This window comes from Paenibacillus sp. EZ-K15 (assembly GCF_002573715.1).
GTDB lineage: Bacteria > Bacillota > Bacilli > Paenibacillales > Paenibacillaceae > Paenibacillus_AQ.
Window position 1 is genome coordinate 40,118 of record NZ_PDHM01000008.1, and the last position, 21,329, is coordinate 61,446.

General features: G+C 50.7%; 20 protein-coding genes and 1 riboswitch. Of the genes, 19 read left to right on the top strand and 1 reads right to left on the bottom strand.

The window, feature by feature from the left end; translation table 11 throughout:
• The first annotated feature begins 55 nt into the window (after positions 1–55).
• Positions 56–490: a universal stress protein gene (locus tag CRG97_RS04810; protein WP_098742006.1), complete on the top strand. Its 435-nt coding sequence runs from the start codon at positions 56–58 to the stop codon at positions 488–490.
• Positions 491–774: 284 nt separating this feature from the next.
• Positions 775–1,053, top strand: a complete 279-nt coding sequence (locus tag CRG97_RS04815) for a hypothetical protein (protein ID WP_098742007.1) — start codon at positions 775–777, stop codon at positions 1,051–1,053.
• A gap of 33 nt (positions 1,054–1,086) precedes the next feature.
• Here the strand turns inward: CRG97_RS04815 and CRG97_RS04820 are convergent, their stop codons facing one another.
• Positions 1,087–1,698 (bottom strand): histidine phosphatase family protein, encoded by a 612-nt coding sequence (locus tag CRG97_RS04820; protein WP_098742008.1) that lies wholly within the window; start codon positions 1,696–1,698, stop codon positions 1,087–1,089.
• Between the two features lie 575 nt (positions 1,699–2,273).
• Positions 2,274–2,375: riboswitch (purine riboswitch) on the top strand.
• Between the two features lie 196 nt (positions 2,376–2,571).
• Between CRG97_RS04820 and purE the strand changes: the two genes are divergently transcribed.
• The 17 genes from purE (at position 2,572) to CRG97_RS04910 (ending at position 21,294) form a co-directional block, all read left to right on the top strand.
• Positions 2,572–3,057: a 5-(carboxyamino)imidazole ribonucleotide mutase gene (gene purE, locus CRG97_RS04825; RefSeq protein WP_098742009.1), complete on the top strand. Its 486-nt coding sequence runs from the start codon at positions 2,572–2,574 to the stop codon at positions 3,055–3,057.
• Entirely contained in the window at positions 3,054–4,241 is a 1,188-nt protein-coding gene (gene purK / locus CRG97_RS04830) for a 5-(carboxyamino)imidazole ribonucleotide synthase (RefSeq protein WP_098742010.1), read from the top strand. Before purE ends, purK begins: the two co-directional genes overlap by 4 nt.
• Before the next feature lie 3 nt (positions 4,242–4,244).
• A complete protein-coding gene (gene purB / locus CRG97_RS04835) occupies positions 4,245–5,540 on the top strand; it encodes an adenylosuccinate lyase (RefSeq protein WP_098742011.1) in 1,296 nt (431 codons plus the stop codon).
• A 282-nt stretch (positions 5,541–5,822) separates the two neighbouring features.
• The gene (locus tag CRG97_RS04840; RefSeq protein WP_098742012.1) at positions 5,823–6,713 is read left to right on the top strand and encodes a phosphoribosylaminoimidazolesuccinocarboxamide synthase; all 891 of its coding nucleotides are present in this window, start codon (positions 5,823–5,825) and stop codon (positions 6,711–6,713) included.
• Positions 6,714–6,763: 50 nt separating this feature from the next.
• Entirely contained in the window at positions 6,764–7,009 is a 246-nt protein-coding gene (gene purS, locus CRG97_RS04845) for a phosphoribosylformylglycinamidine synthase subunit PurS (protein ID WP_006208285.1), read from the top strand.
• A 4-nt stretch (positions 7,010–7,013) separates the two neighbouring features.
• Positions 7,014–7,703, top strand: coding sequence for a phosphoribosylformylglycinamidine synthase subunit PurQ (gene purQ / locus CRG97_RS04850; protein WP_076325609.1), 690 nt, complete (start codon positions 7,014–7,016; stop codon positions 7,701–7,703).
• Positions 7,681–9,924 carry a phosphoribosylformylglycinamidine synthase subunit PurL gene (gene purL / locus CRG97_RS04855; protein ID WP_098742013.1) on the top strand — a complete coding sequence of 748 codons (2,244 nt, stop codon included), beginning with the start codon at positions 7,681–7,683 and terminating at the stop codon, positions 9,922–9,924. Before purQ ends, purL begins: the two co-directional genes overlap by 23 nt.
• Positions 9,909–11,387, top strand: a complete 1,479-nt coding sequence (gene purF / locus CRG97_RS04860) for an amidophosphoribosyltransferase (RefSeq protein WP_098742014.1) — start codon at positions 9,909–9,911, stop codon at positions 11,385–11,387. Before purL ends, purF begins: the two co-directional genes overlap by 16 nt.
• Positions 11,388–11,834: 447 nt before the next feature.
• Positions 11,835–12,875 carry a phosphoribosylformylglycinamidine cyclo-ligase gene (gene purM, locus CRG97_RS04870; protein WP_098742016.1) on the top strand — a complete coding sequence of 347 codons (1,041 nt, stop codon included), beginning with the start codon at positions 11,835–11,837 and terminating at the stop codon, positions 12,873–12,875.
• Positions 12,875–13,486, top strand: coding sequence for a phosphoribosylglycinamide formyltransferase (gene purN / locus CRG97_RS04875; RefSeq protein ID WP_098742017.1), 612 nt, complete (start codon positions 12,875–12,877; stop codon positions 13,484–13,486). Before purM ends, purN begins: the two co-directional genes overlap by 1 nt.
• 152 nt (positions 13,487–13,638) lie before the next feature.
• Positions 13,639–15,186 (top strand): bifunctional phosphoribosylaminoimidazolecarboxamide formyltransferase/IMP cyclohydrolase, encoded by a 1,548-nt coding sequence (gene purH, locus CRG97_RS04880; RefSeq protein ID WP_098742018.1) that lies wholly within the window; start codon positions 13,639–13,641, stop codon positions 15,184–15,186.
• A gap of 218 nt (positions 15,187–15,404) precedes the next feature.
• Complete coding sequence (gene purD, locus CRG97_RS04885; RefSeq protein WP_098742019.1) at positions 15,405–16,673, top strand: phosphoribosylamine--glycine ligase; 1,269 nt, start codon at positions 15,405–15,407, stop codon at positions 16,671–16,673.
• Positions 16,674–17,036: 363 nt separating this feature from the next.
• Complete coding sequence (locus tag CRG97_RS04890; RefSeq protein ID WP_098742209.1) at positions 17,037–17,753, top strand: response regulator transcription factor; 717 nt, start codon at positions 17,037–17,039, stop codon at positions 17,751–17,753.
• 137 nt (positions 17,754–17,890) lie between these two features.
• Complete coding sequence (locus CRG97_RS04895; protein ID WP_237566294.1) at positions 17,891–18,829, top strand: sensor histidine kinase; 939 nt, start codon at positions 17,891–17,893, stop codon at positions 18,827–18,829.
• Positions 18,830–18,920: 91 nt separating this feature from the next.
• Positions 18,921–19,841: an ABC transporter ATP-binding protein gene (locus tag CRG97_RS04900; protein ID WP_098742021.1), complete on the top strand. Its 921-nt coding sequence runs from the start codon at positions 18,921–18,923 to the stop codon at positions 19,839–19,841.
• Complete coding sequence (locus CRG97_RS04905) at positions 19,838–20,545, top strand: ABC transporter permease (RefSeq protein ID WP_098742022.1); 708 nt, start codon at positions 19,838–19,840, stop codon at positions 20,543–20,545. Before CRG97_RS04900 ends, CRG97_RS04905 begins: the two co-directional genes overlap by 4 nt.
• A gap of 14 nt (positions 20,546–20,559) precedes the next feature.
• The gene (locus CRG97_RS04910) at positions 20,560–21,294 is read left to right on the top strand and encodes an ABC transporter permease (RefSeq protein ID WP_098742023.1); all 735 of its coding nucleotides are present in this window, start codon (positions 20,560–20,562) and stop codon (positions 21,292–21,294) included.
• The last annotated feature ends 35 nt before the right edge of the window (positions 21,295–21,329 follow it).

Sequence of the window (21,329 nt, forward strand, 5' to 3'; positions counted from 1 at the left end):
GAAGTTGTTTAATAATAAGTAGTAGGTCTTTTAACTATAGAAAGAGGTGGCCTGTATGCTTTTTACTAAAATTCTTCTAGCTTACGACGGCTCCAAAGCAGCGAATAAAGCGCTCGGACGTGCGGTTGAACTTGCCAAGGTAACACCGGGAGCTACGCTGGATGTCATTCATGCTTACGATTTTCCGCGTTTCTTCGTTGGGGAAGGGCTTGCCCCGATTCCAGCTTCACTTAATAAAGATGTCTACGATCTTGCCGTGCAGACGACAGAGGAAATCCGCGAGCGGATTGAGAACTCAGGCGTCACCGGTCAAGTGGAGATGATCCAGGGTCCTCCGGCTGAAGTTATTCTGGAGTACGCGAATCAGAACGGCAGTGATCTTATTATCATCGGCAGCCGCGGTCTTGGCGGAATTCGCGAGTTTGTACTCGGCAGTGTCAGCCATAACGTGGTGCAGCATGCAAAGATCCCGGTACTGGTAGTGAAATAATGTTGGACGTTGGGACGGGGACGCTTAGGCGTCCCTTTTTTAATAAAGATAAGACAGTATAAACGCCAGAGGCTTTCCATTCTTATCTCGCAAGATAAACTTCCGCTAAATGCGGTCAGTTTTCTGAGAAAGCACGATGATGTCGTTTTTCTTGGGTTCAAACGTTCTTCGGTTTTGCATCCGCAGGTGCCGCTTCATTCTTATCGTACGCGATAGGGTCTGCGTCTTCGCAATAACAGCGGTCTGTTAGGGTGATAGGTGCTTTTTTATCAGAGGAGGTTCATATGGAAATTATTCTACTTATGGTCTTGGTTGTTCTGGTCTGTCTTATGGTTTCCAGTCGAATGACGGCAATGGAGAAGCGAATGAAACAGCAGCAGAACACGTTAAAACAAATTGCAAACCAATTAGGCATACCCGAGCCGCCGGTACATGAGGAAGCCAAAAGGCTGCTGGAGGAAGGGCAGGATATTAAAGCGATTAAAATCGTAAGGGAAGAATTGGGATTGTCTTTGGTTGAAGCCAAACAATACGTCGATGCCATCAAGCGTGGCGAACGGTAGAACGGGTGTGAGATGAAACGCAGTTTTTTTCAGTTATAGATGAGGTGTTGCATTCTCCAAGGTAAGCTCCCAACGTCCGTCGCGGTATTCGATCTTGTGCAGCCCAGTGTTCGCCACCGGAAAGAACGGATTCTTATTGCTCCATGCCATATCCTTCATCAGATGATAAATGATATTGATTACTCCACCGTGAGTGACAACCAATACGTTCTCATGATTATTCGCCGATACCTGATCTTGGCATAGTGTGGTGAAGGTTTCCTTAATCCGCACAAAATTCTCCTGGGGGCTCTCACCGCCAGGGTATTTTTCGTCCATCCGTAAGCTGGAAAAATACAACCCGGGAAATTTTTCTTCAGCTAAAGCGTGGGGCATGCCGGCGAGCAGACCATTATTCATCTCCCGCCAATCCTCGAAAGCTTGAAGGGGAAGGCCAAGCTTATCGGCAATTATGGCAGCAGTCTGATAAGCCCTCTGCAGATCGCTGCATACGATCCGGTGGATATTCAAATCATGAAGATATTCATATAAGTAATTCCCCAGCTTCTCCGCTTGCCTGATTCCTTCGTCGATGAGCCCGCGCTGGCTCCACCCTCCGCGAAACCCTTCTTCATCTTGACCATGCCTTACCAGATAAATAGCCATCGGTTCCTCCTAAGAAATAGATTCTGTTTTTGGAATTCACATATAAATGTCGGATTAGATGTTTTTTCGCATTTAATATTCATGTCGGATGATAAGATTTCGACACTCGCCCCCATCTTCCTTGTAAGTAACTACAATTAAAGAGCAGAATGCAGTCTTATTTTATTCTGCGATAATACTTTTCCCTTACCCTCTATGCAGCAGCAAAAAAATCTCCATTGAATATGCTCCAGCGGAGCGGACGAATCGTGGATGGAGAAGCGAAGCGTTCGCCTTTAAACACGGGAAACATCCCTATATTGTTCAATCCAGTTTCCCGTGTTTAACAGCGATCGGAATCACGATACGTCAGCGCAGCGCTGCCATCACTGCCTGCACCTTTTTTATGTACGACCGTTGCCCGTGCCTTCAATAAAGCCCGCAATCTCCAGGAAGTTTTTGCTGCTGCATGCTTACTCCCTAGATACGAACATTATATTTTCTATAAATCCGATTGTTCGTGTTTAGGTTGACATGAGGTGTCAGAAATTGATAAACTGAGGATGTTGAGGTTCAAAATAACTTATGAAGCGTGATTGATGAAATTTAATATTTCTCGTATAAAGCCGGGGATATGGCCCGGAAGTCTCTACCCGGAAACCGTAAATTTTCGGACTACGAGGGAATACAAACGGTGCGGCTACGACGGGGCTTGATTTCGTGTTTGCCTCTTAGGCGAGCGGATGCGCAAGATTCTTCTGCTTGACGCAGGCAGCAGCGTTCGTAATCCTTGTATGTCCGAGACCTGCACAGACTTTGTGTTTACGGGATCGGACTTTTTTTTCAGCAGTTAACCATGATATTGTCGAATTTCGAAGAAAGCGGGGGTAACTCATGACAGCACAAGTAGGAGTCATTATGGGAAGCCAATCAGATTGGGATACGATGTCCCATGCATGTCAGGTGCTAGACGAGCTTGAAATTCCTTATGAGAAAAAAGTCGTATCCGCTCACCGGACGCCGGACTTGATGTTCCGGTATGCCGAGGAAGCGGAAGGCCGGGGGCTTCGCGTCATAATCGCCGGAGCCGGCGGAGCTGCTCACCTGCCCGGGATGGTCGCTTCGAAGACGGTATTGCCGGTCATTGGCGTTCCAGTTAAATCGAAAGCGCTGAAGGGGTTGGATTCATTGCTGTCGATCGTGCAGATGCCAGGGGGCATTCCGGTAGCGACTGTAGCGATCGGCAAAGCGGGGGCCACTAACGCAGGATTGCTCGCAGCCCAGATTCTGGGCACTTCCGATGCAGGGATTCGCGATAAAGTGCAAGCACGCCGAGACCGTATCCGTGATGAAGTGCTGGAAAGCAGCGATAACTTATGATGGAGAACGGAGCACAGCAGACGCGAGTATCCGGCAAAAAGCTACTGCCTGGTTCCGTCATTGGCGTACTTGGCGGGGGACAGCTCGGACGGATGATCGCGCTGGACGGGATCCGTATGGGATATTCGTTCGTCACCCTCGATCCGACGCCGAATTCCCCGCTGGGACAGATGGCCGAGCAGGTTACGGCTCGTTATGACGATGTGGAGGCTGCCCGGCAGCTCGCCGTCAAAGCGGACGTCATTACGTACGAATTCGAAAATGTCGATGCGGGCGTAGCCCAGCTTCTGGAGGAGCAGTCTTATGTTCCGCAAGGAAGCAAGCTGCTGTACACCACGCAGCACCGGCTGCGCGAGAAGGCAGCGATTGAAGCGGCCGGCGTACCGGTTGCCCCGTATCGTGAAATAACAAGTTTGGAAGATTTACAATCCGCCGCCTCTGAGCTTGGACTTCCGTGCGTGCTTAAGACCGCCATGGGAGGTTATGATGGTAAAGGGCAAGCGGTTCTCCGCAGCGAAGATGAGCTGGAATCAGCCTACAAAGAGCTGGCTGCCAGCGGCACGGAGCTGGTGTTGGAGAAGTTTGTGAAGTTTGCGTGCGAGATCTCCGTGATCGCGGCGCGTACGCCCAGCGGCATCGTGAAGAGCTTTCCTCCGGCAGAGAACGTGCATGTCAACAATATCTTGCACTTGTCGATTGTGCCTGCTCGCGTGACGAGCGAAGTGAAGCGCAAAGCATGCCAGCTCGCGGAACGAGTGGCTGAAGGCATGGGAGCTGTTGGCCTGCTGGCTGTCGAGATGTTTGTGACCGAGGATGGGGAGCTGTACGTGAATGAGCTTGCACCTCGTCCGCATAACTCGGGTCACTACACGATGGAGGCATGCTCAACCTCCCAATTCGAGCAGCATGTGAGAGCAATCTGCGATCTGCCACTCGGGGACACAACGCTGCTGAGCCCGGTCGTCATGGTGAACCTCCTGGGGCAGCATCTGGAGGAAGCGGTACGGCGTTTTGGAGAGCATGACGCGCTTGCAGAGTCTCTCGGCGTTGTGCCTAAGCTTCATCTATACGGCAAGAGCGAGTCGAAGTTTAACCGCAAGATGGGACATATCAACCTCTTGTGCGGGGATGTTGATGCAGCGCTTGAATGGGTAGAGAAAATGAATATTTGGAGGCAGGATTAAACGATGATTGAACGTTACAGCAGACCGGAAATGCGGGCGATTTGGACCGAGGAGAACAAATTCAGAGCATGGCTGGAAGTGGAATTGTGCGCATGCGAGGCATGGGCCGATCTTGGTGTCATTCCGAAGGAAGATACCGTTAAGCTTCGCCAGAATGCGACCTTTAATATGGACCGGATTTATGAAATCGAGCAGGAAACCCGCCATGATGTCATCGCTTTTACCCGCGCGGTATCGGAAAGCCTTGGCGAGGAGCGCAAATGGGTCCACTACGGATTGACTTCAACAGATGTGGTGGATACCGCGATGGGATATCTGCTCAAACAAGCCAACGATATTTTGGAGCAGGACATCCTGCGTTTTATCGGTATTTTGAAAGAGAAGGCACTGGCTTACAAGCATACCCCGATGATGGGCAGAACGCATGGCGTGCATGCAGAGCCGACAACCTTCGGTTTGAAAATGGCGCTGTGGCATGAAGAGATGATCCGCAACCTGGAGCGTTTCCGCCATGCGGCTGACGGCGTGCAGTACGGCAAAATTTCCGGCGCAGTTGGAACGTATGCCAACATTGATCCTTCGGTTGAAGAATTCGTCTGCCGCAAGCTCGGTACGAAGCCGGCGCCGATCTCAACCCAGACGCTGCAGCGTGATCGTCATGCGGAATACATGGCAACACTTGCGCTGATCGGTACTTCGCTTGAGAAGTTCGCTACTGAAGTACGCGCGCTCCAGAAGAGTGAGGTTCGCGAGGTCGAAGAGGCATTCGCCAAAGGACAAAAAGGCTCCTCCGCGATGCCGCATAAACGGAATCCGATCGGTTCGGAGAACATCTCGGGTCTGGCGCGCGTCATTCGCGGCCACATGGTTTCCGCTTACGAGAACGTGTCGCTCTGGCATGAGCGGGATATTTCCCACTCCTCGGTAGAGCGTATCATCCTGCCGGACGCTACGATGCTGCTAAACTACATGCTGAACCGCTTCGGCAACATCGTGAAGAACCTGACGGTTTTCCCGGAGAACATGAAGCGTAACATGGCTCGCACATACGGCGTTCCTTTCTCCGGCCGGATCATGACGAAGCTGATCGATAAGGGCTTCAGCCGCGAGCAAGCGTACGACACCGTTCAGCCTCGCGCCATGCAGGCATGGGAAGAGCAGCGTCAATTCCGCGAGATCGTGGAATCTACGCCTGAGATCACCGAGGTGCTCAGCGCCGAGGAGATCGAAGATGCATTTAATCCAAGCTGGCACCTGAAGCATGTGGATACGATTTTTGCCAAGCTGGGGTTGGAGTAGGGTAGATAACCAAGATTATAAAAGGTTTAGAAAAGATCTTACTCTACAACGGAGAAGGCGGAATTGTTTTGGAGAAGCGTTAGCGGTCCCCTTTGTCCCCGGATTTCAGCCTTTGAATCATATTTATGGAAATCTGGGGGCAACAGGGATCGGAAAAATAATCCGCATTCGTAGTGATGTACAATCCACAAACGCTCTATTTAGATAAAGCATTCATCCGACAGAAATACAGGGAGCGACGGTCTCAGGTTGAGATATACGTCGCCCCAAGGGGAGGAACACATGACATTACCGGCATTATCGACCGCCACTCATCTGGTCAACGTACCGCTGCTGTATAAGGGCAAGGTTCGTGAATTGTACGACCTGGGCGAGCACGTACTCATTGTAGTAACCGACCGTATTTCCGCTTTTGACTATGTGCTGGAGCCGCCTGTGCCGGCCAAAGGAACCGTGCTGAACAAACTGAGCGCCTTCTGGTTTGAACAAACGGAACAGCTCATCAGCAACCATGTCGTGCATACGGACGTGAACCTCCTGGGCGATGCCGTCAAGGACAAGGAGCTGCTGGATGGACGAATCATGGTGTGCCGCAGGGCCGAGCGTATCGATATCGAATGCGTGGTGCGCGGATACATTACCGGCGGAGGCTGGAGGCAGTATCAGTCCTCGGGAGAGGTTAACGGCATTAAGCTGCCGGAGGGCCTGCGCAAGAATGAGGCTTTTCCGGAGCCGATCTTCACGCCGGCTGCCAAGAACGATGTCGGTCATGACGAGGACATCCCGCTATCCCGCATGAAGGAGCTTGTCGGCGAGGAGCTGGCGCTGCAGCTGCAGGACAAAAGCCTGATGCTGTACAAGTTTGCCCGCGATTATTGCAGCAAGCACGGCATTATTTTGGCCGATTGTAAGTTTGAGTTCGGTTTGATCGATGGAGAGATCATTCTGATCGATGAGATCTTCACGCCGGATTCCTCCCGTTTCTGGGATGAGAAGAATTATGCGCTCGACATTGAGATTGACAGTATGGATAAGGAGCCTGTACGCACGTATCTCGCTTCGTCCGATTGGGATAAGAACAGTGAGCCGGATCCCCTGCCGCAGGCCGTGGTGGAGGAGACGACGCGCCGCTACACCGACATTTACAGCCGAATCACGGGCGCAAGTCTGTAAAGCTTTTATAAACCATTTCATTCATATATACCGAGGAGGAACAGGATACAATGTTGAAAGCAAAGGTCTACGTCACGATTAAGCAGAGCGTATTGGACCCTCAAGGGGTAGCGGTGCAAGGTGCACTTCATTCGATAGGGTACAAGGAAGTGGAGAGTCTGCGGATCGGTAAATATATGGAACTTGAGCTGGGTACGGACAACCGTGAGGAAGCCGAGCAGCGAGTGAAAGAAATGTGTGAAAAGCTTCTGGCTAATACGGTGGTTGAGAACTACCGTTATGAATTGGAGGGCTAAACCAATGAGATTTGCAGTGCTGGTCTTTCCTGGCTCCAATTGTGATATTGACTGTTATAAGGCGGTAGAGGAGGCGATCTCGCAGCCGGTGGATTATGTGTGGCATACGGCTACGGACCTTTCCCCATACGATTGCATTTTGGTACCCGGCGGATTCTCCTATGGAGATTATCTCCGGTGTGGTGCGATTTCCCGATTCGCCCCGGTTATGAGCGAAGTGGCGAAGGCGGCAGAAGAGGGCAAGTATATTCTTGGCATCTGCAACGGATTTCAGATTTTGACGGAAGCCGGACTCCTTCCGGGAGCTCTGCGCCGTAATGATTCGATGAAATTCCGCTGCCATGACACGGTGCTCAAAGTGAACAATAATACAACGCCGTTTACGCGCGACTACGCGGAGGGGCAAGAGATTGTCATTCCCATTGCGCATGGCGAGGGCAACTATTACTGTGATGAAGAAACACTTCAAAAGCTCCGGGACAACCGGCAAATCGTATTTACGTATCAAAACAATCCGAACGGCTCGATCGAGGATATCGCAGGCATCTGCAACGAGCGCGGCAATGTGATCGGCATGATGCCGCATCCGGAGCGCGCGGTCAGCAGCTTGCTCGGCTCGGATGACGGTAAAGCAATGTTTACATCCATATTACAGGCATGGAGGGATACTCATGGGGCAGCAAACGTCCGTTAAGGAACCGACAGCAGAACAGATCGCAGAGCATCAGATTTACAAACAGATGGGAGTTTCGGACAGCGAGTATGAGCTGATCTGTTCCTTCATGGGACGCAAGCCGAATTACACGGAAATCGGCGTATTCAGTGTTATGTGGTCCGAGCATTGCGCCTATAAAAATTCCAAGCCATTGCTTCGTCGTTTCCCGACAAGCGGCCCGCGCGTCCTGATGGGACCGGGCGAGGGCGCCGGGATCGTCGATATCGGCGACAACCAGGCGGTTGTATTCAAAATCGAAAGTCATAACCATCCGTCCGCTGTAGAGCCTTATCAAGGCGCAGCCACGGGCGTTGGCGGCATTATCCGCGATATTTTCTCAATGGGGGCAAGACCGGTAGCGATTCTCAACTCGCTTCGGTTCGGTAAGCTGGAGAGCGATCGCGTTAAATATTTGTTTGAGCACGTGGTATCCGGTATTGCCGGTTACGGCAACTGCATCGGGATCCCGACGGTAGGCGGCGAGGTTGTATTCGACGAAAGTTATGAAGGCAATCCGCTGGTCAATGCGATGTGCGTCGGCGTTATCGACCATGATAAGATTCAGCGCGGCGTTGCAAAAGGGGTAGGCAATCCGGTCTTCTATGTCGGCCCTCCAACTGGCCGCGATGGCATCCACGGGGCGACCTTCGCTTCCGTAGAGCTGACGGAGGAATCCGAAGCGAACCGTACGGCCGTTCAGGTCGGCGATCCGTTCATGGAGAAACTCGTGATGGAATCCTGCCTCGAGCTGATTGATTCCGGCATCGTGCTGGGCATTCAGGATATGGGCGCGGCTGGATTGACTTGCTCCAGTGCGGAAATGGCAAGTAAAGCAGGCAACGGTCTTGAGTTGTACCTGGACCAAGTGCCTCAGCGCGAAGAGGGCATGACGCCTTATGAAATGATGCTATCGGAATCCCAGGAACGGATGCTGTTCGTGGTTGAGCCGAAGCATGAGGAGCAAGCACGAGAAATCTTCGAACGCTGGGGCGTTATCTGTGCTAAAGTCGGCAAAGTGACGGACGATGGCCGCCTGAAGCTGATCCACCACGATGAGGTGGTAGGCGACATGCCGGTTAAAGCGCTCGTAGACGAATGCCCGATCTATAACAAACCATCCCAGGAACCGGCTTATTACAAAGAGCAGGCTGCGGTGGATACGCTTCGTTATGAAGAAGTGAAGGATTTGGGCGGTGCCCTTAAGAAGGTGCTCGGTTCGCCAAGCCTTGCAAGCAAAGCATGGGTATACAACCAATACGATTATATGGTTCGCACCAGTACGGCTGTTCGTCCGGGTTCGGATGCAGCTGTCGTAACGGTGCATGGAACGCGCAAAGCCCTGGCGATGACAACGGACTGTAATGGACGTTACGTCTACCTCGACCCTGAGCTTGGCGGCAGAATCGCCGTTAGCGAAGCAGCGCGCAATATCGTGTGCTCCGGTGCCGAGCCGCTGGCGATTACGGATAACCTGAACTTCGGAAGCCCGGAGAAGCCAGAAATTTTCTGGCAGATGGAAAAAGCCGTGGACGGCATGGCGGAAGCTTGTCGTGAGCTTGAAACGCCGGTCATCGGCGGTAATGTCAGCCTCTACAACGAGAATGCCAAAGGCGCGATTTATCCGACGCCGGTTGTCGGCATGGTCGGCCTGATCCATGATACGGATCATATTACAACGCAAGGCTTCAAGGCGGAAGGCGATGCCATCTATGTGCTGGGTGATACCCGTGCGGAACTTGGCGGCAGCGAGTTCCAAGCGATTATTCACGGGGTGTCGGAAGGCAGACCGCCTGAACTGAACCTGGATACCGAGAAGAAATTGCTCGGCGGCGTACTGAAGGCCATCCAATCCGGTCTGGTACAATCCGCGCATGACGTGTCGGAGGGGGGACTTGCAACCGCGCTGGCGGAGAGCTGTATCAGCGGCAACGTTGGGGCGAGCGTACAATGGTCAACCGATCTGCGTAACGACGTAGCGCTCTTCAGCGAGAGCCAATCCCGGATCGTGCTGTCGGTGTCCCCTGATCGTAAGAATGCGCTGGAGAAGCTCCTGCAGGAAGCGGGCGTTCCATTTACCGCGTTTGGCGTAGTCGGCGGGAATAAGCTTAGCATTAACATTAACGGTGCTTCTGCGCTGGAAGAATCCGTGGAGGCTTTGAAATCCGTCTGGGAGGATGCCATTCCATGTCTCATGAACTGATACCCGAAGGACTGTGGACAGGGGATTACTACAATGAGGGAACAGGTCAGAGCGATATTTTCGATACATTAAAAGAAGAGTGCGGTGTATTCGGGGTGTTTGGGCATCCCGATGCCGCTTCCCTTTCCTATTACGGGCTTCACGCCCTCCAGCACCGCGGCGAGGAAAGCGCAGGAATCTGCGTGGCCGATGGCGAGAATTTCAATTATCACCGCGGTATGGGGCTGGTAAAAGAAGTGTTTGATAAAGATAAGCTGGAATCGCTCCAGGGCAGCATGTCGATCGGGCATGTCCGTTATTCAACCAGCGGGGACAGCGGGCTGACAAATGCGCAGCCACTCGTCTTTAAATATCGTGAGGGCAATCTGGCAATCGCAACGAACGGCAACATCGTCAATGAGCCGAAGCTTCGGCGCGAGCTGGAGATGGAGGGTTCCATATTCCAGACGACCAGCGATACGGAAGTCATTGCGCATCTGATTGCACGGTCGCCGAAGGACTTTGTCGAGGCTGCCAAGGATGCCTTGCGGCGTCTGGTGGGCGGGTTTGCCTTTCTACTCATGACCAATGACAAGCTGCTCGTCGCCTCGGACCCGAACGGACTCCGTCCGCTCACGATGGGCCGTCTGGGCGATGCGTATATCTTAACCTCTGAGACCTGTGCACTTGAAGTCATCGGGGCGGAAGCGATCCGCGATGTCGCTCCCGGGGAGCTGCTGATCCTCGATCGGAACGGGCTTCGGGAAGAGCGGTATACGGAAGCGGGACGCAAAGCCTTGTGCGCGATGGAATATATTTATTTCTCCCGTCCGGACAGCGATCTGAACGGCTCCAACCTGCATTCGGCCCGCAAACGGATGGGCAGCAAGATGGCCCTGGAATCGTTCGTGGATGCGGATGTGGTTACGGGCGTACCGGATTCCAGCATCTCGGCCGCTATCGGTTATGCCGAGCAAACGGGCATTCCTTATGAGTTGGGATTGATCAAGAATAAATACACGGGCCGGACGTTCATTCAGCCGAGCCAGGAGCTGCGCGAGCAGGGCGTGAAGATGAAGCTGAGCGCGGTACGGCGTGTGGTCGAAGGCAAACGGGTGGTCATGATTGATGACTCCATTGTACGGGGAACCACGTCCCGTCGGATCGTCAATCTGCTTCGCGAAGCGGGCGCGACCGAAGTGCATGTACGGATTACGTCGCCGCCGTTCAAGAATCCTTGCTTCTACGGCATCGATACGCCGGACCGCAGGGAGCTGATCGCCTCCGAGAAAAGCATCGAGGAAATCTGCCGGGAGATCAACGCGGATTCCTTATCGTTCCTGAGCCCGGAAGGACTCATATCCGCCATTGGCGGTTATGATGAGCACAGCCCTAAAGGCGGCTTGTGCATGGCATGCTTTGACAATGATTACCCGACGCAAATTGATTTTAACGGGGAAGAGAAGATGGGCTGCAGCTGCTGATTCTGCAGTGGACAGCCATTTTTTCTAGGTTTTATCCTTTAAGTGCGGGTTCAAAAAGGTCGGTTTTCAGCACCGAAGCTTATGCTTCCGACGTGCGTTTTTACAAAACGCTTAAGTTGGATGAAGCAAGGGACGTCAGGAGCGGAGCGTACGTTTGGTACGTGAGCACCAGAAGGCCCGGCTGAATTCAAGATTCGATGCTGAGTGGCTTCCTGATTCACTTCGTGTTAGATATAAAATTTATTCGTTATCAGCAGAGCTGATGAAATTCTATATCGCAAGAAAACCTACCTTTGAATCGCGGTCGCTCATCCTTGATTGGCCTCGATTGGTTTTCTTATCAAAAGAGAGCTTTTTGAACAACCTCTTTAAGCTGATTATTGATTAAGCCCATAAATGATGTGTGAACGGATACTTTCGTCATAACGAAAAAGGAGTGTTGAGCGCGTGTCGGATACTTACAAACAAGCAGGCGTGGATATCGCTGCAGGCAACGAAGCGGTAGAGCGGATGAAAAAGCATGTCAAAACGACTTTCAGACCGGAAGTCATGACCGACCTCGGGGGTTTTGGCGCACTGTTCAAGCTGAATAAAGACCAATATGAAGAGCCGGTACTCGTCTCAGGCACGGATGGCGTCGGCACAAAGCTGAAGCTCGCATTCGCGATGGACCAACATGATACCATCGGCATTGATGCGGTAGCGATGTGCGTGAACGATATTGTGGTGCAAGGCGCAGAACCGCTCTTTTTTCTCGACTATTTAGCGTGTGATAAGGTCATTCCGGCCAAAATCGAGTCCATTGTCAAAGGGATCGCTGACGGATGCAATCAAGCAGGCTGTTCCCTGATCGGCGGAGAGACGGCGGAAATGCCAGGCATGTACAGCGAAGGCGAGTATGACATCGCGGGCTTTACCGTAGGTATTGTCGACAAAAGCAAAATGATCAACGGGTCGAATATCGCGGCAGGCGACACGGTGATTGGTCTAGCATCCAGCGGTGTGCACAGCAACGGCTTCTCGCTTGTCCGCAAGCTGCTTCTGGAGAACGCCGGCTACTCCCTTCAGCAAGAGCTTCCGGAACTGGGCGGACGTCTTGGGGACGTGCTGCTCGCACCGACGAAGATTTATGTGAAGCCGCTGCTCGGACTGTTGAAAGAGATCGAAGTAAAGGGCATGGCGCATATTACGGGCGGCGGATTCATCGAGAATATTCCGCGCATGCTGCCGGATGGCGTCAATGTCGACATCGAATACGGCTCTTGGCCGATTCTGCCAATCTTTAAGCTGATGCAGGAAAAAGGCAACATTTCGAACAAGGATATGTTTACGACATTTAATATGGGGATCGGCATGGTGCTTGTCGTTAAGGAACAGGATGCAGACGGGGTGCTTCAATACCTCCGCTCCGCAGGCGAAGAGGCTTATGTGATCGGCCGCGTGACCGAAGGCGAGCGTCTCGTAACCTTCACGGGAGCTGAGGTGTAATGAGATCGTTTCGGATTGCGGTTTTCGCTTCCGGCAGAGGCAGCAACTTTCAGGCTTTGGCAGACGCGCAGCTCAGGGGGGCTTTAGGCGGCGTAATCAGCATTCTGGTATGCGATAAGCCGCAGGCTCCCGTCGTGGAGCTGGCTCAAGCGGCGAATGTGGATGTATTCGCGTTTCAGCCGAAGGAATATGCCACGAAGGAAGATTACGAACGTGAAATTGCGGTAGAGCTTCAGCAGCGCGGTGTCGAATTAATTGTCCTTGCAGGATATATGCGGTTGTTGAGTCCGTCCTTTGTCGAGTTCTATAGCGGCCGGATTATTAACATTCATCCTTCGCTGCTGCCTGCTTTTCCTGGTAAAGACGCGATTGGCCAAGCGCTGGATTATGGTGTGAAGATGACCGGTGTCACGGTTCATTTCGTTGATGGCGGCATGGATACCGGACCGGTTATTGCTCAGAAAGCTGTAGAGATCAAGGAAGGCGATACGGCGGAATTGCTGGCACAGCGTATTCATGCGGTGGAGCAGAAGTTATACTCCGAAGTCGTTTCCTGGTTTGCTCAAGGGCGGATTTCACTGAACGGGCGGAATGTGACGATTACCGAATAAGCTTTTGTAATAAAAGCGGACAAGGCCTTACGGTGAATCGACATGTTCGATATTTCTCGGGAAATAATTTGCAATTATGGATCTTCGACAGCATCTACGGAATCAAGACAGGCTTACTTAGTTGATTTTCATTCAAAATAGGGGGTATGAACGTGGGTATCAAAAGAGCTTTGGTCAGCGTTTCGGATAAAACCGGCATCGTGGAATTTTGCCGCGAGTTGTCTTCATTGGGTGTAGAGATCATTTCGACAGGAGGAACGAAGAACCTCCTTGCCAAAGAAGGAGTTCCTGTCATCGGCATTTCCGATGTGACCGGATTCCCGGAGATTCTGGACGGACGCGTCAAAACCCTTCATCCAGCCGTACACAGCGGCCTGCTTGCCATTCGCGACAGCGAAGAGCATCAGCGTCAGATGCAGGAGCTGGGCCTCGATTACATCGATATGGTCGTGGTTAACCTGTACCCATTCCAGGAAACGATCGCGAAGCCGGATGTCGAGTATGAAGATGCAATCGAAAATATCGACATTGGCGGTCCAACGATGCTGCGTTCGGCTGCGAAAAACCATGCTTTTGTGAGTGTGGTTGTCGATGCGGCGGATTATGGCAGCGTGATTGAGGAAATTCGCGGCGGCGGCGACACGACGTTGGAAACCCGTAAACGTCTTGCAGCCAAGGTATTCCGTCATACGGCAGCCTACGATACGTTGATTTCCGACTATTTGTCGAATGTGACGGGCGATCCGCTTCCAGAGCGCTTTAGCGTGACCTACGAGAAAATTCAGGACCTTCGTTACGGCGAGAATCCGCATCAAAAAGCGGCATTTTACCGTAAACCGCTGGCACCTGAGGGTACCTTGACGACAGCCGAGCAGCTGCACGGCAAAGAGCTCTCCTATAACAATATCAATGACGCGAATGCAGCCTTGCAGATTGTGAAGGAATTCGACGAGCCGACTGTGGTGGCCGTGAAGCATATGAACCCTTGCGGCGTTGGCATCGGGACAAATGTACTGGAAGCTTATCAAAAGGCTTATAACGCCGATCCGACATCCATCTTTGGCGGCATCGTGGCAGCGAACCGGACGATTGATGCTCCGACTGCAGATCTGCTGAAGGATATCTTCCTTGAAATTATTCTGGCACCGGACTTCACGCCGGAGGCACTGGAGATTTTGACGAAGAAGAAGAACATCCGTCTTCTGAAGATGGGCGAGTTCGGCTCGGCCAAGGAGCGCCAAAGCACGCTTGCCGTGACAACCATCGAAGGCGGCATGATCGTGCAGGAAAGCGATGTGCATTCCCTGGATGCCGCTGACCTGCAAGTTGCAACAGATCGCAAACCAACGGAAGAGGAACTGAAGCAGCTGCTCTTTGGCTGGAAGGTTGTAAAGCACGTGAAATCCAATGCAATCGTATTGGCGGCAGACGACATGACCGTTGGCGTTGGCGCAGGCCAGATGAACCGTGTCGGCTCGGCGCGCATTGCGGTGGAACAGGCAGGAGAGAAAGCCAAGGGGGCCGTTCTCGCTTCCGACGCGTTCTTCCCGATGGGAGATACCGTGGAGCTTGCAGCGAAAGCCGGCATTACCGCCATCATTCAGCCGGGCGGCTCCATTAAGGATGAGGAATCCATCAAGGCTGCCAACGAATATGGGATCGCCATGGTCTTTACCGGCGTGAGACATTTTAAGCACTAATTCATAAGCCTAAAAAGGTAGCTTCGCTGCATCCGTCAGGCTGCAGCTGAAGGATCACCTTTCATTCAGCAGCATATAGAGGCGACGCCGCTCTTTCGAGCGCGCCGCCTTTAAGTTTAAGGGGACCAGAAGGTGAAGATGACCTCACGCTTCGCCCTGTAAATCATTCATGTTATGAAATTCTATCAGCAAATTGAAAAGAAGCGGGAGGGAAACCCATGGATATTTTGGTTATCGGAGGCGGCGGAAGAGAGCATGCCATCGTATGGGCACTGGCGAAGAGCCCGAAAGCGGATAAGATCTACTGTGCACCCGGCAATGCTGGCATCGGACAGCTGGCAGAGTGCGTGCCGATTGCGGTATCGGAGTTTGATAAGCTGGCGGCATTCGCTGTGGAGAAGCAAGTAGGTCTCATTGTCGTCGGTCCAGATGATCCGCTGGCTGATGGCATCGTAGATGCTTTTGACGCTACAGGCATCCCGGTATTCGGTCCGCGTAAAAATGCAGCCGAAATTGAGGGCAGCAAAACCTTCATGAAGGATTTGCTCCATAAATACGGTATTCCGACGGCTGCTTACGCGAAGTTCAACAATTATGAGGAGGCGCTTGCTTACTTGCGTGAGCAAGGCGCTCCGATCGTCGTGAAAGCGGACGGGCTCGCAGCCGGCAAAGGCGTTACCGTTGCGCGGACGATCGAGGAAGCCGAGCAGGCGCTCAGCGACATTATGCAATCGAAGGTGTTTGGCGATGCCGGAAGCCGGGTGGTCATCGAGGAGTTCCTGGAAGGCCAGGAAATGTCGATCCTGGCCTTTGTGGATGGTGAAACCGTGAAACCGATGTCGGCGGCACAGGATCATAAACCAGCTTATGATGGAGATCAGGGACCGAATACGGGTGGAATGGGAACGTATTCACCATTGCCTCATATTCAGCCAACCATCATTGAAGAGGCGATTGAGACGATCATCAAGCCTACGGCAAAAGCGATGGTAGCCGAAGGGCGTCCGTTCCGGGGCGTTCTGTTTGCCGGATTGATGATTACGCCGGACGGTAAACCGAAAACCATCGAATTCAACGCCAGATTTGGCGACCCGGAAACGCAGGTTGTATTGCCGCGTCTGAAGACCGATCTGCTTGACGTCTTCCTTGCTGCCGTAAATGGAAACCTGGCTGATCTTGAGCTGGAGTGGAGTGACGAAGCAGCCGTATGCGTCATCCTGGCTTCTGGAGGCTATCCTGCATCGTATCCGAAAGGAATTGCGATCAATGGGCTGGACAACGAGCAGGACGGGACGATTGTATTTCATGCGGGCACTTCTCGCGATGCTGACGGAACGTGGAGAACGAGTGGGGGACGTGTCCTAGGCGTTGTCGGTTTAGGAACTGATATCGCTTCAGCACGTGCAAAAGCCTATGAACGGGCAGAAGCGATTGCATTTGAAGGTAAGCAAAACCGGACGGATATTGCGCTGAAGGCGCTTGTTTAGCGTCATTTTCTGGCTAATAAAATATACTTGAAAACAAAAGGAGTCTTCGTCGAGAAGACTCCTTTTGTTTGTAATCATAATCAGATTCACGAGCCCAACGTCTGTCCGACTTCTTGTATTATTCATCTGTGCCGTGAGAGGAGCAGATAACCGTCTCTGCATAATGATGCCTTGTATTAATTTATACTTTGTTCAGTTTCTGTTTACCTAATGTTAACTTTGCATCGATAGGATGATTAAGAAAGGATAAAGTCGATCCATTTCCAGCACCTCTTAGGAGATAATCTGAGCTTTTGGGAGATGACTCTGTTATATAATAAAATCAGCTGTTTGTTAAAATATGAAATAATGGAGAAAAGTGCTATGGATATCATTTCTGTTCTGCTTGTAGATGATGAACAAGGATTATGCGATATGTTGACCACCGTTTTGAAGAAAGAAGGTTTTTGGCATATCCGAAGTGTAGCCACTGGGCGGGAAGCGGTGCGAATGCTAACAGATTTTGATCCGGACGTGATCATACTGGATGTCATGCTTCCGGATGAAGACGGGTTCGAGGTGTGCCGAAAAATTCGCAAGATTTCTGAAACGCCAATTCTTTTTTTAACCGCAAGGGATGCTGACTTGGACAAGCTCATGGGGTTTGGGATTGGGGGGGACGATTATATCACAAAACCATTCAATCCATTGGAAGTTGTTGCCCGCATTAAAGCTCGCGTGAAATATAAAGTACAGCGGGAAAAATTGGCCCTGTCACGGTTAACCGAACTGGATTTTGGTTACTTTCGGGTAGACCTCGCAGCGGGGGAGTTGATCGTAAATGGAAACCACGTGGAGTGCCCGGCACGCGAATGGGAGCTGCTTGTATTCCTATGCCGAAACCCAAATCGTATTTTTAGTACACGCCAATTATACGAATCAGTTTGGAACGAGTCATACCTTGGGGATGAGAAGACGGTTGTAATCCATATTTTCAGATTGCGAAAAAGGATGGAGCCCGACCCTGGAAATCCCCGGTTTCTTGTTAATGTAAGAGGACTTGGCTACAAAATGTTGGCTCCAAGGAAGGAGCAGCAATGAATCCAATGGTCAAAATGGCTTTTCGCTTTATGAAGTTAACCATCCTTTGGGTGATGACTTTTGTCTTCATATTTATTATATGCGCAGTTATATTTATATATCTTCAGGAGTGGTTGAATCCCCGGGGCACGATATCCATGAAGAGTTTTTTAGCTGTTACAGGATTCCTACTAACGGTCATTTTTATTATTGCTTACGGTTGGTGCGTGGGCAAACCGCTCACTTATTTAATCCGTTGGATCAACAGGTTATCCAAGGGGAATTATAGCCAGCCGCGGGAACATTTCCGTCAGCCGAACGAAGTCTCCGATGCCTCATTACACCATAACCAGTGTCGTTATCCGTATGTCTTATATAAAGAATTATTTGATCAAATGACGCAATTATCGAATCAACTGCTGCAAAGCGAAACCGATCGATTACATATGGAGGTTAAGAAGCAAGAGTGGATTGCGTCGATCAGCCATGATCTCAAGACGCCGTTGTCGTACATCGAAGGCTATGCTCATATGCTCTCAGCTACCGATTATGATTGGACCGATGAAGAGAAACAGAATTTTAGCAGGCAGATCAGCGGCAAGACCATGGAAATGAAGCAGTTAATCCATGACTTAAATCAAACAGGCCGGTGGTCAGTCGAACAGTTCCCGATGAATAGAAAATTTGATGATGTAGTGAATTTTCTGCGCGATATGATAATAGATATCGCTAACCACCCGTTAGCCGAGCAAACTTCGTTTATGTTTAATACGGAAGAGAGCGGGTTCATGATGGAATTTGATAGCAGGCTGTTGGGCCGAGCTCTTCAAAATGTAATCATGAACGCGGTTATCCATAATCCGCCCGGCACCCAGGTCCAATGCGATATCTCTGTAAAGGAGAACCATTGTTTCATTGTGATCGAGGATGATGGAAACGGGATCGAGGATACGATATTAAGACAGGTTTTAGAACAAACGGGTAAAGGAATAGCTATAGCGAATGCCTTTGTTGAAGCTCATTCAGGCGACATGAGCATTCTACCGGGGGATTGCAAGGGCACCCGGGTTGAATTTGTATTGCCAATCAGCCCCTAAATTATCCTGGCGTTCATTTCATGTTTACCTCCTGTTTATTCCCCATTGCTAAACTTTAAATGTAAGTTACGCCAAGCAGGAGGAATAAGAGATGAACGAATATGCTATCGATACACATCAACTGACCCGACGATTCGGGCAGCGGGAAACAGTAAAGCAGATTAATTTGAAGGTTCCCAAGCGGGAGGTCTATGGATTTTTGGGGCCGAATGGAGCCGGTAAGACAACAACGATTCGGATGCTCCTCGGGCTAATCCGCTCGTCATCCGGGGAGATTCGTATACTTGGCAAGGATCTGAAGAAGAACCGAATGGACATTCTGAAAGATGTGGGTTCTCTCGTAGAATCTCCTTCTTACTATGCTCATCTTTCAGGTTACAATAATTTGAAAATCATGGCGCTAATCCACGGTATACAAGAATCCAGGATTCAGGAGGTTCTGGAATGGGTGAGGCTTAATCATGCAGCTCATCAGTCGGTCAGGAGTTATTCACTTGGTATGAAACAGCGGCTCGGGATCGCAATGGCACTTATTACGAATCCCAAATTATTGATTCTGGATGAGCCGACGAACGGACTTGATCCATCGGGAATTCAGGAAATTCGAGAGCTGATTAAAAGACTTCCTCGTGATTTTGATATAACGGTTTTGCTCTCAAGCCATTTATTGAGCGAAATTGAGCAGGTTGCAACCTGGGTGGGAATTATTAACCAGGGGGAGATGATTTTTCAAGGACCGCTTCAGGAATTAACCGACCGAAGTAAGCCTTATGTATGGATTGAGATGGATCGGCTTGTGGAAGCAGCAGCTGCTCTGAACGATCATGGATGGGATGCGGAACCTGAGATTACAACGGGTCAGATCAGAACTTCCATGATCACCAGGCCGCAATCGGCGGAATTGATTCGCTTTCTTGTGAATCGGCAATATGATGTATACCGAGTAACGGAGAAGAAGAAGACCCTGGAGGAAATCTTTCTGGAATTGACCGGTCAGGAGAACAGCTTATGATGCTGGAACTGATGCGTGCAGAGGGATTAAAGCTGAAGCGATTATGCCGGTGGATGCCTCTCATTCAAGGCATTATTTTGATCAGTATGACGGCTCTTGAGTGGTATCTTTATTTTCGTCAAGGTCCCGGGGGGATCTACGCTGGCTTTGCCGTCATGTATATGTTTTTATCTTTCATTTTTTTATTGGGAATTACGCTCCTAGCCAGCATTATGGCCGGTACCGAGCACGAAACAAAGGCATGGAAGCAGCTTCTCGCGATGCCTGTTCCTAAAGGCTCTGTATTCCTGGCAAAATTGGCGTGGATATTTATTTTGCAGTTATGTACCGTAATCATTACTATTGCTGGCATGTGCATGATCTGGGTTCTATACTCGGATGAACCGATACCATGGGGAATTATGATATTGCAGCCTCTATTCGCATGTTTGTCGACACTGCCGATGATGGCCATTCAGCTCTGGTTGTCTACTGTATTTTCCAACCAGGCATTACCGCTGGCTATAGGGATATTTGGATCTATCTCCAGCTTGTTTTTGGCTCGAAGCCATTCTTTTGTGATTCAGATCCTTCCCTGGTCGTATCCGTCATTATCCAGTCCGCTTATCCCTGGTCATATGCAGTGGATTGGAATCTCACTTGGAATAGGGGGAATGCTGTCAGTTCTGGGAGCTCTCCTGTTTGCCAGGCGAGAATTTGAATAGGGGGTTGCCGGATCATGAGAATGCTGTTACGTGCTGAAGGAATGAAACTTCAATGGAGAATTATATTTTTACTCATTGTATTGGATACGCTGATCAACTCAGCGATGGGGGCGATGCAGCTTCAGAGTTTAAGCGACTTTTTTCCGCCTAGCTGGTCTACGCTCTATATACACAGCGTCAATCTTCATTCTATGTTTTTCTATCCGCTGTATAGCGGGATTGTAGCCTCCTTATTGTGTTTATATGAGCATAAAGATGGAGGCTGGAAGATCACGATGAGTTTGCCGGTCCCCCGTTATAAGATCTTTTACGCGAAATATATTTTGTTGGTCGGGATTCTGGCGTTGGTGCAGATCGTATTTTTGCTCGGCTATCTTGGAACTGGTTATCTTGTCAAGGCTCCCGAAAGGATTCCGTGGGAGACATTACTGTATTCAGTCATTGGGGGATGGATAGGAGTTTTACCACTCGCTGCTTTACAACTTATGGTTTCGATAAGAGTGCGTAATTTCGGAGCCTCGCTGGCCATGTCCATAGGTTACGTGGTACCGAATATCGTGCTGACAGGTTTTCATTCTGCGATCGGGGCTTGGCTTCCGTTTACCATTCCCTACTATGTTATGATGCCACAGGCAGCGATTTACGCGCCAAGAGTTGAACCTTATAGCTTGTGGTCAATTGTGTTAATTACAGGAATGGTGTATTTGTTGATAGGGCAGAGATTTGTTGAAAAAAGAGATTGGTTGTAGCCCATTCGCTAACATATAGCTGTAAATAGGTTTTC